This is a genomic window from Cedecea sp. NFIX57, from assembly GCF_900177785.1.
Taxonomy (GTDB): Bacteria; Pseudomonadota; Gammaproteobacteria; order Enterobacterales; family Enterobacteriaceae; genus Cedecea; species Cedecea neteri_C.
Genome location: NZ_FXAS01000039.1, coordinates 22,352 through 33,915, shown reverse-complemented (window position 1 = coordinate 33,915; position 11,564 = coordinate 22,352). Strand labels below are relative to the sequence as shown.

Sequence of the window (11,564 nt, the reverse complement as noted above, 5' to 3'; positions counted from 1 at the left end):
TGCAGCTCCGGGCCAAAGGTCAGCTTGTCCTGCACGGCAATCTTAATCTGCTGGCTACCGTCAAAGCTGGAGAAGGTGACATTCCCTTTAAGCCCACCTGGCTTGCGCCCGAACTTCTCCGCCGCCAGCTCTATCCAGGCGTAGCAGTCACCAAACGACTGACGTTTAAAGTCGGCCATCGCCTGACTCTTCACTTTTGCTTCAGCGACACGGGCGCGGACAAAGTCGTCCATCTCACGGTCATAGTCAGAGACCTGCTCAACCGGCACCAGACGGCCCTTGCGGTCTTTCATATAGCCTTCAGGAACAATTTCATTTCGGTTATTAATGGACATGTTTCTTTTCTCCGGGTTTATTTTCCAGTTTGCTGAATTTTTCATTCAGGTCTTTTGCTGCGTCGATGGCAGCCGCCACAGTCGCAGTGGCAAACAACATTTCATGCTGGCAGTGACCATTGGCCGGGGCCTGAATCTCAGGGGCAAGCACAATCCCCTTTTCGGTATGGATCACTTTGATAATTATCGTGACGGACATAGTTAATTATTTCCCTCGTCAGTTTTACCCAGTATTTTCAACTCATTAAGGCAAGCTGCAGCCATGGATTCCGCGATATTACGCTCCAGCTTGTCGCGCATATCTTTGTCTTCAAACTCAAAACGAAAATCCAAATCGCCACTCTCGCTCACCGCAATGGTGACCTCTAATTTCACTGCCATTACTCACCCCAGATAACGGTGGCGTCCGGACTTAAAACGCCGGTTTTAACGCAATGATTAGTCGTAACCTTCATAAACAAACCCTCGCAGTATGGGCAGGTGCTCATGCTGTTCCATGCATCGCCAACCGGGGCTGCAGGGGTTAATATTTCGCTGTTGCAGTGCGGGCAATGAAAAGACAGCATCGCAGCACCATTACTTTTTGCTCGCGCTATAAAATCCAGATAACGCCTTTCAGTTGTGGCCGACATAACTACCCCCAGATAACAGTGCAGCCGTCGATATTTGATGTCCGGGTGACTTTGCGGACACCGTCCAGCACTTCAATCAGTTCCGTCACAGGCCATACAGGGCCACTGAGCGGTGGCAGGGCATAGACGATCGGGAAACCGCGATGCCAGCCGGTAACCCGCCCACCGTGGGAGTGGATTTCCGAACGCGCACGCGAGTGACGCCAGTTAACAGTTTGTTTTTCCATGACTACCTCATTTCACTAACAATATTGATTTACTCGTTTTACTATTCCGATCTCTCATTAAATAAGGTCTGAATATGAACAAGTCTGAATTTGAATCTCTCGCCAATCACAGCCTCGTCACCGATGACATAATTGATGACTTGATTAGCCTGTTGATTCAAAACCAAATAATTAGTTATGAATCAATCCAACGCCTAATTCTCGAATCAGCTAAGGCTGCCAGCAAAGACCACCCCGAAATTTATAAAGCCTACCAATCACGTCTTGATATCTATCAGGGCGAAGAACGTCTGCGTTTGGTTACGCAACTAGCTGGTACGATTAACGAACTAAACAAAATCCAGAAGGCAAGAGGAGAGCCGTCATATAAGCTAATTCGCCCAACAGTAAAAACTAGTGAATAAGCATCTGTGCATAGGACTCGATCAGCTTCACGCTCAGTCCCTGGTCTCTGATGGCACTGGCCCGCACCACACCCCGCGCCAGCTTGAACATGCGGCGGTAATTCCCCTTCGAGCAGCGGAAGAACGCCTCTGCCAGCTCCGGCTGTGTCAGGCTGTCTTCATCGCCGTCCGCCAGCAGACTGCCCAGAATGCGGTTGAAGTCTTCCTGCTCGAATTTATCCTTGTGGGTCTCAAGGTTCAGACACATCCCCACGCGGCTGTAGAGCTGGGCGAACTCCCCGCGAGAGCCGCGCAGGTTAATCAGCAGGCGCGGCATCCCGGCCAGCACGATGGCCACCCCGGAACGGTCGTGAATGCGGCGCAACACTTCCAGTGCCCGGTAGGGCAGCAGCTCTGCTTCATCCACCAGAATCACCCAGCCGGTGCCGGTGAGCGCCTGGATACATTCCTCGCTCAGCTCATGGATATTGCCGGTGCGCTTAACCCCCAGACGGGTACACAGCTCCTGCAGCAGCACCCGCGCCGTACAACCGGGGTCAGCCTCAATCAGGATCGCGCCTTTACTTTTGTACGAATATTCCCGTAAAACCATGCTCTTACCCATCCCAGCCGGGCCGTATATCACGCCGATATCGCCATCTATATGAGTGTCGGTGATGAGCGACAGCGCCCGCATGGCCAGTTGGGTGGGAACAAAGGTCGCCCTCACTTCCCGGCGGTTAGTGCGACACTCTTCCCGATTAATAAAATCAGTCAGCGCCGCTTCCACATTGGCGATATTGCCTTTATAGGCCCCCTTCAGATATTGAGAGACTGCCGTAGCACTGAGCCCTGTTTTCGTCGCCACCGTTTTTTGGGTATAGCTGGGCCGCTCCAGAATCTGGAGTAATTTCTCTTTTACATTCATTTCAATCCCTTACCGGTGATTACCGGCTTTCTTTAAATCATGTTCATAATCGGATTCGAATAAATAAACCTGGTCAGGTTCTTTATTTGAATTGGGTGCGGAAAACAGGCTGATATCGATTTCGGGTTTCAGCTCAATTGCCGGGCGAAGCTCTTCCTTCCTCCGACGAATCTTATCTTCCATTTTCTTAACGCTGCGTCTGACCCGCTTCTCTTTAAGCTGCGCCTCGCGGGCTTCAGGGAATGCAGAAACCTTATTGCCATTCCAGATGGCATCGCAGATCCATGAACCGTCCATATGGCGGATAATGACTGTCTGCGGATCGTGAATGTCATAGCAGACCCGAACCTTTTCACCCTCGACTCTGCTGAGTTCAGTGCTGAAGTAGATATTTCTGAACAGCTGAACCTCACCTCGCACCGCAGTACAGATTTTCTCTGGCCGGAACATCTCGTGCAGTTCCGCCGTAGTGAGCATTTCAATGTCCGTTTTCTCTTCTTTAAGCACATGATTGCGGTACGCCAGTGGTGACCAGCACTCACCGTTCTCCCGCACCGGCAGGCTGCTGTGTGGCCGGTTGTTGTGCCGCTCCATCTGGCGCCCAATCTCTTCAATGAGCTGCTCCCACGTTGGCACCTTGCGCATCGCTGCCACCTGCCGCTCATTCAACTCTTTGCCGTTTTCAATGGCGGTCACCGCCGACTCCACTGCTTTGACGTACTTGCGCTGCGTCTCCCGGTCACCGGACTTACCTACCCAGGAACCAAATTTCATGGCCGCACGCTTTGGAATTTCCTGGTTCAGACGTTCAATAATGCCGCGCGCCTGTGGGTTTCCCGGAATGCCGGTCGGGTGCTCAATCTCCAGACGAGAAAATATTCCCGTCACATCGGCATCAAAAACCTTATTCTTCTCACCGCCACCGTTATCGGAGTAATACATCAGCGGCACGCCGTAGTGAGTAATAGCATTGCGTATGGCATCACCGACGGCTATCTGGCTTTCGGACACCGCCAGGCTCCAGCCGACCACTACGCGTGTACGACCATCGATCACCAGCGTAACCTCAGGACGGAATGGCTTACCGGTTGCCGGATTAATGACCTCCATCTTCATGCCGTGGCCATCACCAATCCAGACGCTATTGGCCGATAATTTCTCCCAGTCACGGCGCACATGCGGCAACAGGGACTTATAATCTGACCCCGTCCGGCGTCCACGCTCTCGTTCAGCTTTAGGGATTTTGCTGAGAGCATAACGCACGGTATCAACCCGGGGCAGCATCGACAGCATCACCTCATTCCCGGCATTCACCAGGTACCACTCGGCTTCAAATCGCTCATACGCCATCGCGACGGAAGGGCGGGCCGGGTCGCGATAAAACCGCATGAAATCAGACAGCCACGGATAAGCCTCTGCGGGCTTGGCCTTAATTTTGGCTGGCGCCATAATGGCCATCCGCTCACCTGCGGTCCGGGTGGTCATGGCATCGGAGACCCACTGCTGCAGCGAACGCACGCTGACGCCGGTACGCGTCACACCCTTGCGGGCATTAGCAATATCAGCAGCCTGCTGAACACGCTCCGGCAGCGTCCCTTCGCGGGAGCGGGCAGAAATCAGCGTCACTGCATCTTTGCGACTCATACTCAACTCACCCATCAGACGGCGAACTTCGGCCACCAGGGTCATACGGGCATCACCCGTTTTACGCTGTTTATCGGTCAGAGACCCAAGCTGACGCTCCAGCAATGCGGGGCACTTGCGCATCACTTCCAGCTCAACGCTAACGCGAAGCCTCTCAGCGTGTCCTTTGACCGCAGGCACTGCAGGTTCCAGCGGTAACTGCTCCTGCACCTCAGGCTTCTGCAGCACCGCCTCAGCACGACGGGCAAGAACAACTTCGCGCACCGCCGCTGGCAGGCAATCAACGTGGTATTCAAATGCCTTGGTGCCAGTCCTGCGGCGGCGAAGTTCAGGACTATTGCTGGCGATCTTATCAAGTCGATTGCGGACGTTGTGTTCCATTCCAGGCATCCCTGGCAGGGAGAGGCATTCTTTTGCCGTTAACCAGATAGACATATTCATACCCCCGGTCAGGCCGCGTGATCGTCAGAAGCATAGCGACTGGGCCATATCACACTTGGATGCAATCCGATTTTTTGTGCGATTGCCTGCTCATATCGAGGGCACTCTCGATAGAACACGTTACGAATACCATTCTTTCCGAGCGACAACTCCTTCTCAAGATCGTTAATGCTTAAGCCTTTCCGGGCGAGCGCCAGGCCGATGGCTCTGGATGACCAATCCTGCCCTATATCGACAAACAGGCTGGTCAAATCTTGTTTCTGCACCTGCATTATGTAATCCTCAATCGTTTATCTAAACCGATAATCACTATCGGTTATCGGATATACACAATTTAGTCGCACAATAAACCGATTGCAAGTGGTTTATTCGTAAAATAGAGCGACTCATGCAATCGTATTATTTTTCAGGTAGTTATATGGAAAAAACCGGTACTAACACAAAAAACCGCGAGCGGTTTATTGTCATGCAGGGAATAAACCGATTCTCTGAACGTCTTAAGGTAGCGATGAATGGCATGCCAAACGTTACTCTCGCCGCCAAATGTGGCATATCTGAATCGGCAGTAAGGAGCTATCTGAAAGGGAGGAGCTTTCCTGGGATAGACAAAATTCAAGCCATAGCTGAGGCATGTGATGCCCCGATGACTTGGCTCATCACTGGTGAAGCTCCGACTACTGATCGTATCGAAAACGCATTAAAGTACGACAATGGAATGACTCACGTCATCAGTATGATGACTGATGAGCAAAGAGGAAGTCTCGCTTCTGCGATAGTCGAACACGGCGTATCTGGTATTATGAATGCCTTAGCCGGTATTTCTTCGATCTCGGAATTCTCTATGCTTCCTGAAAATGAAAGAGCACGGGTATTGCGGCTATATGATCAGATTAAAAAGGGGGCACATCCAGGATTCACAGAAGACGAGTTGACTTCCCCGCATACAAAACAGCAGGCTGGATAACTTGTATAAGTAACCCTCCCACCGCAAGTGGGATTAATTTTTGGACAGTGTGATTGTTATGTCTCTCGTTTTTTAAATTAAGTTTAAACCGTATTAAACTTAGATCAGACGAGTGCAGAATTCAGTACAAAAAACTCAAAATAAAATCATTTTTACTCGCGCAGTGCAAAACCTCTAAATTCCTTTCCAGACCGCGCCAGCCAAAGCTTTCCTCTTATTTAAATCCGACTCCGATCAGTGCAGAAATGATTTCCCCCCCACACATACGGTCGTCGGTGGGGATTGAAATTTTTGAGAGCACTGACTGGGTAATATTCTTATCATCAATGTTTAACATTTTATTATGTCTCGCTGCCACGAGGAGTAGGGTGAGGGACCCACAATGTGACACTGACTTTTTAAACTTTAAATATCTTCTTCTGGAATTAATGTAATCAAGTGTATTAATTTTGGTGTAATTGTTTTTGTGTGGTTATTAAGATATTAGACGTCTAACTTCACTGGCTTGTCTGGTTTTTATAGTTTTTCGCATCAACAAAAAATTAATAAAAATAAATATGAATAAAATACGGGAGTGAAACGTTAGCTGAGTATGTCCGCTACCGGAAATACTCCATGTTGCGTATTCTTCTGAAAATAATCCTTGGCCTGTCGTTCAGTCCCTGGCTGTATGCCGCGCCGGAAAGCTACAGCATCCTCACGCCGCAAACCGCGATAGAACTTTCATGGCGCGCTTTTGGCGGGACTTCTCAGGCGCACCTCGACGGTGTCACTGGCTCACTTTTGCTGGATGCAGGGAACGATATGCACGACAGCATCAGCGTACATATCCCTGCCGCGACGCTTCAGGCTTCCAACAGCCTGTTGACGTATCAGCTGCAGGGCGGGCTATTCTTTGATACCGCACATTATCCGATGCTCACGTTTACCAGCACCAGGGTTGTTGCCCATGGCAACGGGCGTTACCGGATTTTTGGCCTGCTGCAGGTAAAGAATGTTCAGCGTCCGGTGGTTTTGGAGGCGCTTCTGGATAACGCACCCGCATTAACTTCAGGCTCAAATGCTCTCTCTTTACGTGCCACAACGGTTATCTCTCGCGCCGCCTTTAATATGGATAAATTTGAGGCCGTGGTTGATGACAGCATTGTGATTGAGATTAGAATTCGCGCGAGAGTTGGCTAGATTTTTTTAATTTAACCATTTGTTATGTATGCATTTAATTGCTTGTTCTTTGAGGTGGCCGGAGTCCCTATTTTAACCTTTCAATTTTCCGTTCACCCGTAGATCGATTTCCCATATACGCTCAGAGCCCGGTGAACGTGTCAGGTGGCATTACGCCATGCCCCCTGACAACCCCCGGCGCCCGGCGAGCTCATCGCCGCTGAAGCGGTAAACCCACCGGCCATCACCCAAACATTCGGGGTCGTTCACGATTCGTTCCCGACGATCGCTCTCTTTCGCTGTTCCCGACAGCTCAACCCCGCCTGAGTTGGGTCATAACCGGGGGCGCTGAGAGCCGGGAGCAAGGGCGTGGCTGTAAGACTTGCAGCAACGTTAACGTTCCGTGTGGCTATGAGCTTGAAGCGAGGCACGGTTCCGGCTTAAATCGCCTTCGTTTTCTCTCCGACTGGCCAGGGTCCGGCCGTCGGGAACGGCCGGAGGCTGAGAGCGTCGGGAACGCATCTCAGCCGACCCAGGACTGGGAGATAAAACGGAGGTCTGCCGCTTCAGCGGTCGATTTATTTCGCCGGGAGTCCGGGTTCTTAGGGGAGTGACGGTGACTCCCCTAAGACGTTCACCGGTGTGGGGGCTGCAAATAAAACAGGATTCAAAGTGAACGGAACCTTAGCCGACCCTGCATAATCGCGGGTATTTGCTACCATAAGCCCCCCGGAAACCATCAATACAAATTCTGCGGCGTAAAAATCCCGTGGTGAGAAGCGCGGAAAGGGATCACCGTCGCAGGTGCCGGGGCAGGCTCAGCGCTCAGTGAATCAAGAAAAGCTCTGGCCCACCACTGGCTGTCGTATCTTTCCACTTTGGCTAGCAGCTGCTGGTGACGGCGTTTGCGCTCGTGCAGCGGCATCGTCAGCGCGGAATAAAGCGCATGGCTTGCTTCGTTGGCATCGTAGGGATTGATCAACACCGCATCCGTCAGCTGTTCCGCCGTGCCGGTCAGGGCCGACAGCATCAGCACGCCGGGGTCTTCGACATCCTGCGCGAGAACAAAGGCTTTTGCCTCCAGGCTCATCCCCTCAGAAAGCGGGGTGAACATCGCCACGTGGGCGTTACGGTAAAACGCGTAAATCAAATCGGAATGGCACAGATGGTTGCGAATATAGTTGATGGGGTACCAGCCTGAATCCCCAAAGCGGGCGTTAATGTCTGCGCACTGGTGCTCAAGCTGGTCGCAGAGATCCCGCGCCGACCACGAATAGCCCCTTGAAGCGTCAGAAATTTGCAGCAGGCTGACGTCACGCAGGTACTCCGGGTGCGTGCTTAGAAACGTTTCCATCGTATTCAGGTGGCAATGCACGCCGCTGATATCGCTGATCGTGTCGTTGCTGATCACTATCTGGCGAGGGTAGTTCCGCACCGCTTCGGCGTTGGTGTGCGAAAGCGGCGGCAGGGTTTTATCCACGCCGCAGGGGAAAATCCCCAGCCTGATAGTGTGCCCGTTAAGCTGAATAAGATTATCTGCCATCCGCTCCACGCGGTAAAACCGCAGCGCATAGGCGAGGAAATTATTCACATCTCCGCTCGACTGGAAGCCGAGCAGATCGTAGCTGAATAACGCCTGCATCAGGCTGTCGTGTTCAGGCACCGATCGCAGCACATCGCCTGGCGGGAAGGGCTGATGCAGGAAGAAGCCGCAGCGGTTGGTGTAGCCATCCTCTTTGATCATCTTGCCGGTGAACAGCAGATGGTAGTCCTGCACCCAGACCAGGTCGTCAGGCTCAATTTTGGCAACCACCCGGGCTTTTACGTCATGGTTATAGTTTTTCCAGGTGGTGAAATACTCTTTTTTATAGTGGATCAAGTCCGGGCGATTATGAAAAACCGGCCACAGCACCTGATGAATATAGCCCTGGTAAAAGTTGTCATACTCGTTGGGCGTCAGCGCCCAGCTGTATTGCTGGTAGCCCGGCTGGCTGAAAAAACGCTCTTTTCTTTGCTTATTTCCTGCGGCTATTTCACCGTTCCAGCCAAACCACAGGCCCGAATGTTTCTTCAGAACGGCATGAAGGACCGGAAGCAGAGGATCGCCGCGCTGCCCGCGGTCTGGTTCGCAGCGATTAGACAGCATAATAAGACGAGACATACATCACCTCAGGTTAGCATTCAGGTTGATAGTTCACGGGCGTTAGCGGGACAGCGCCGCTTCTTCCTGGGTCACGATAGTTTCAAACCACGCCAGTTCCGACAGTTTGTGGGTCACCCACTGGCGGGAAAACGCTTCCCCAAGGCTTTCGGTCATGTAATGGCTTTGCTGAAATTCTTCGATTGCAACGTGCTGGAACAGCGGCAGCTCAGGGGCAAACAGCGCCGAATTTTTCAGGGTATCGCTGTCGATATTTTCCAGCCCGTAAAGCATGCCGGTCAGAATAGCGGCCATCGCCAGATAAGGGTTCACGTCGGCCCCGGCGAGGCGGTACTCAATGCGGCGGTTGCCGTCGTCGGAGCAGGGGATGCGCAAGGCGGCGCTGCGCTTGTTGTAGCCCCAGGAGCTGAACAGCGGCTCGTTAAGATTTTTACGCAGCCGCCTGAAAGAGTTAACGTGCGGGGCGATAACGGCCACTGCGGCGGGCATGGTTTGCAGCATCCCCGCCAGGCAGAGCTGGGTCATTTCGTTCAGGTTTTCCGCCGGGGAGGCAAAAACGTTGTCGCCTTTACGGTCATTCAGGCTGATATGAAAATGCAGGCCGTTTCCGGCCAGGTGCGAAAACGGCTTCGCCATAAAGTTGGCCTGATAGCCAAACTTATCGGCCACGATGCTGGTCAGGCGGCGCAGCGCCAGCACGCTTTCGCACACGCCAACGATGTCTTTGCCATGCTTCAGGTTCAGCTCAAACTGCCCGGCTTCCGCTTCGCAGACGATACCGCTCAGCGGCAGTTTTTGGTCGGCAGCGGCCTGCTCCAGCGCTTCAATAAAAGCGGTGTAGTCGGAAGGGACGGGCATATAAAAACAACCCTGGGCTGGCACGTCCTGTTGGGCTTTGCTGACCAGATAAAACTCTATTTCCGGCGCGGCGACCGGGTACAGGCCGTGGTAATGAAATTTCTGCAGGACATTTTCCAGCACCACTCTGGGTTCCAGCGCGTAGCCGCTGCCGTCGCTCTGCTTCATGGTCAACAGCAGCTGCGCGTTGTGCTTCGGGTCGTGGGCGCAGGGCCGCAGCGTCCCCACCACCGGCAGGCAAAGCCCGTCGGGCTCGTCGTATTCCTCGCTGGCCGATGCCTGGCTAAACGGCTTGCCCTCGTGATCCATCGCGTAAACGGACTGCGGGAAATAGCAGCCGGCAGAGAGCGACAGCAGGCTGTCTACCGCGATACGTTTACCGCGAAAAGCCCCGTTGACGTCATTGAGGTAAATATCAACGTGCTTTGTCTCTGGGTGACGCTGCAGGTAGCGCTGCACCTCTTCGGCAAACTCTTTAGCTCGCTCCGCCGCTGGCTTTTGCCGCGCTGACTGGCCGACGGATTCTTCATTGGATGAGGCTTGCGGAAAAGCGAAAAGCGTAAAAATATTTTTAACGAGTGAGTGGTGAATGAGTGAGTTCATGGCGGTCTTTTTCTAAGCCTCTCGGCGACGAAAAGAGCATATTCACTGGCGTATAAAAAGAAGGTAAAAAAGCCCAGGAGGCGGGTAAAAAAAATATAAATGGCAATAAGTGTAGGGCTTTAGCCCGAGCGTTGAGGCGTTGATGATGGCGCTTGCGGCGGCCTGCCTGTCCAAACGAGTTCGCATATCATATACCGCTTAGTGCTTTCCCCAGCCGATTCAAACTCGGCTATTCTTTGTTTACTGCATGATTTTTAAGTAAAGAACAACGAGGAATAACTATGAACATATCAACACGTTGGGGTTTGGCAGGGTTAGTGATGTTGGCGGCAGGTGCACAGGCGGCTGAACCGGTGAAAGTCGGCTCGAAAATTGACACCGAAGGCTCTTTGCTCGGCAATATTATTTTGCAGGTGCTGGAAAGCCATGACGTAAAAACCGTCAACAAAGTCCAGCTCGGAACAACCCCGGTTGTGCGCGGGGCTATTACCTCCGGTGAGCTGGATATTTACCCGGAATATACCGGCAACGGTGCGTTCTTCTTTAAAACTGAAAACGATCCGGCCTGGAAAGATGCCCAAAAAGGCTATGAAAAAGTTAAGCAACTGGATTACGAAAAAAACCATCTGGTCTGGCTGACGCCGGCCCCGGCCAATAACACTTACACTATCGCGGTACGTAAGGATTTGGCGGAGAAAAACCACCTGGTTTCGCTGGCCGACCTCAGCGAATACCTGAAAAAGGGCGGCACCTTTAAGCTGGCGGCTTCCGCCGAGTTTATCGAGCGCTCCGACGCGCTGCCGGCCTTCGAAAAAGCCTACGGCTTTAAGCTGGAGCAAAGCCAACTGCTTTCCCTGGCCGGGGGCGACACAGCGGTAACCATTAAAGCAGCGGCGCAGCAAACCTCCGGCGTTAATGCCGCGATGGCTTACGGTACCGACGGCCCGGTTGCGGCCCTGGGCCTGGAAACGCTCACCGACCCGAAAGGCGTGCAGGCCGTTTCTGCGCCAACCGCCGTGGTGCGTGAAGCCGTGCTGAAAGAGTACCCGCAAATTGGCGACTGGCTGAAACCGGTCTTTGCTTCCCTCGACCAGAAAACCCTGCAGCAACTGAACGCGAAAATTGCAGTGGAAGGTCAGGATGCCAAAAAAGTGGCTGCTGATTACTTAAAGCAAAAAGGTTTTGTTAAATAGCCTGCTGGCGGCGTGCTTCGTGCTTCAAAGCCCG

The 11,564-nt window shown here is 52.6% G+C and carries 13 protein-coding genes; 4 read left to right on the top strand and 9 right to left on the bottom strand.

The features are described from left to right. The 4 genes from B9Y90_RS22595 to B9Y90_RS22575 form a co-directional block, all read right to left on the bottom strand. On the bottom strand, positions 1-335 hold a 335-nt coding region (locus B9Y90_RS22595), incomplete at its 3' end, for a DUF3164 family protein (protein ID WP_139827462.1). Beyond that, a complete protein-coding gene (locus B9Y90_RS22590) occupies positions 325-534 on the bottom strand; it encodes a hypothetical protein (RefSeq protein ID WP_085542688.1) in 210 nt (69 codons plus the stop codon). The genes B9Y90_RS22595 and B9Y90_RS22590, both read right to left, overlap by 11 nt. A 2-nt stretch (positions 535-536) precedes the next feature. After that, entirely contained in the window at positions 537-716 is a 180-nt protein-coding gene (locus B9Y90_RS22585) for a hypothetical protein (RefSeq protein ID WP_085542687.1), read from the bottom strand. Between the two features lie 253 nt (positions 717-969). Continuing rightward, complete coding sequence (locus B9Y90_RS22575; RefSeq protein ID WP_085542685.1) at positions 970-1,194, bottom strand: hypothetical protein; 225 nt, start codon at positions 1,192-1,194, stop codon at positions 970-972. Positions 1,195-1,268: 74 nt separating this feature from the next. On the opposite strand from B9Y90_RS22575, the gene B9Y90_RS22570 reads away from it, so the two are divergent. After that, positions 1,269-1,598 carry a hypothetical protein gene (locus B9Y90_RS22570; protein WP_085542684.1) on the top strand — a complete coding sequence of 110 codons (330 nt, stop codon included), beginning with the start codon at positions 1,269-1,271 and terminating at the stop codon, positions 1,596-1,598. Here B9Y90_RS22570 and B9Y90_RS22565 read toward each other — a convergent pair. Genes B9Y90_RS22565 through B9Y90_RS22555 form a run of 3 tightly spaced genes read right to left on the bottom strand, consistent with a single transcriptional unit; the run spans position 1,588 to position 4,862 of the window. Next, on the bottom strand, positions 1,588-2,505 hold the full coding sequence (locus tag B9Y90_RS22565) for an AAA family ATPase (RefSeq protein ID WP_085542683.1): 918 nt from the start codon (positions 2,503-2,505) through the stop codon (positions 1,588-1,590). The two genes, B9Y90_RS22570 and B9Y90_RS22565, sit on opposite strands and share 11 nt — an antisense overlap. Positions 2,506-2,514: 9 nt before the next feature. Beyond that, positions 2,515-4,584 (bottom strand): Mu transposase C-terminal domain-containing protein, encoded by a 2,070-nt coding sequence (locus B9Y90_RS22560; protein WP_254902737.1) that lies wholly within the window; start codon positions 4,582-4,584, stop codon positions 2,515-2,517. A gap of 14 nt (positions 4,585-4,598) precedes the next feature. Beyond that, complete coding sequence (locus tag B9Y90_RS22555; protein WP_085542682.1) at positions 4,599-4,862, bottom strand: helix-turn-helix domain-containing protein; 264 nt, start codon at positions 4,860-4,862, stop codon at positions 4,599-4,601. Between the two features lie 146 nt (positions 4,863-5,008). Between B9Y90_RS22555 and B9Y90_RS22550 the strand changes: the two genes are divergently transcribed. Together B9Y90_RS22550 and B9Y90_RS22545 are read left to right on the top strand one after the other, a co-directional pair. After that, the gene (locus B9Y90_RS22550) at positions 5,009-5,554 is read left to right on the top strand and encodes a helix-turn-helix domain-containing protein (RefSeq protein WP_176227897.1); all 546 of its coding nucleotides are present in this window, start codon (positions 5,009-5,011) and stop codon (positions 5,552-5,554) included. 615 nt (positions 5,555-6,169) lie between these two features. Next, on the top strand, positions 6,170-6,736 hold the full coding sequence (locus B9Y90_RS22545) for a YceI family protein (protein ID WP_085542680.1): 567 nt from the start codon (positions 6,170-6,172) through the stop codon (positions 6,734-6,736). A 718-nt stretch (positions 6,737-7,454) separates the two neighbouring features. Here B9Y90_RS22545 and B9Y90_RS22540 read toward each other — a convergent pair. Both B9Y90_RS22540 and B9Y90_RS22535 read right to left on the bottom strand, forming a co-directional pair. Beyond that, a complete protein-coding gene (locus B9Y90_RS22540; protein ID WP_085542679.1) occupies positions 7,455-8,876 on the bottom strand; it encodes an alpha,alpha-trehalose-phosphate synthase (UDP-forming) in 1,422 nt (473 codons plus the stop codon). 42 nt (positions 8,877-8,918) lie between these two features. Further along, positions 8,919-10,337 (bottom strand): glutamine synthetase family protein, encoded by a 1,419-nt coding sequence (locus B9Y90_RS22535; RefSeq protein WP_085542678.1) that lies wholly within the window; start codon positions 10,335-10,337, stop codon positions 8,919-8,921. 281 nt (positions 10,338-10,618) lie between these two features. On the opposite strand from B9Y90_RS22535, the gene osmF reads away from it, so the two are divergent. Then, positions 10,619-11,530: a glycine betaine ABC transporter substrate-binding protein OsmF gene (gene osmF / locus B9Y90_RS22530; protein WP_085542677.1), complete on the top strand. Its 912-nt coding sequence runs from the start codon at positions 10,619-10,621 to the stop codon at positions 11,528-11,530. The last annotated feature ends 34 nt before the right edge of the window (positions 11,531-11,564 follow it).

Bases quoted from the DNA above. Each gene is read 5' to 3' on its own strand.
- B9Y90_RS22590 (WP_085542688.1), bottom strand. From the start codon at position 534: ATGTCCGTCACGATAATTATCAAAGTGATCCATACCGAAAAGGGGATT.
- B9Y90_RS22585 (WP_085542687.1), bottom strand. From the start codon at position 716: ATGGCAGTGAAATTAGAGGTCACCATTGCGGTGAGCGAGAGTGGCGAT.
- B9Y90_RS22575 (WP_085542685.1), bottom strand. From the start codon at position 1,194: ATGGAAAAACAAACTGTTAACTGGCGTCACTCGCGTGCGCGTTCGGAA.
- B9Y90_RS22570 (WP_085542684.1), top strand. From the start codon at position 1,269: ATGAACAAGTCTGAATTTGAATCTCTCGCCAATCACAGCCTCGTCACC.
- B9Y90_RS22565 (WP_085542683.1), bottom strand. From the start codon at position 2,505: ATGAATGTAAAAGAGAAATTACTCCAGATTCTGGAGCGGCCCAGCTAT.
- B9Y90_RS22560 (WP_254902737.1), bottom strand. From the start codon at position 4,584: ATGTCTATCTGGTTAACGGCAAAAGAATGCCTCTCCCTGCCAGGGATG.
- B9Y90_RS22555 (WP_085542682.1), bottom strand. From the start codon at position 4,862: ATGCAGGTGCAGAAACAAGATTTGACCAGCCTGTTTGTCGATATAGGG.
- B9Y90_RS22550 (WP_176227897.1), top strand. From the start codon at position 5,009: ATGGAAAAAACCGGTACTAACACAAAAAACCGCGAGCGGTTTATTGTC.
- B9Y90_RS22545 (WP_085542680.1), top strand. From the start codon at position 6,170: ATGTTGCGTATTCTTCTGAAAATAATCCTTGGCCTGTCGTTCAGTCCC.
- B9Y90_RS22540 (WP_085542679.1), bottom strand. From the start codon at position 8,876: ATGTCTCGTCTTATTATGCTGTCTAATCGCTGCGAACCAGACCGCGGG.
- B9Y90_RS22535 (WP_085542678.1), bottom strand. From the start codon at position 10,337: ATGAACTCACTCATTCACCACTCACTCGTTAAAAATATTTTTACGCTT.
- osmF (WP_085542677.1), top strand. From the start codon at position 10,619: ATGAACATATCAACACGTTGGGGTTTGGCAGGGTTAGTGATGTTGGCG.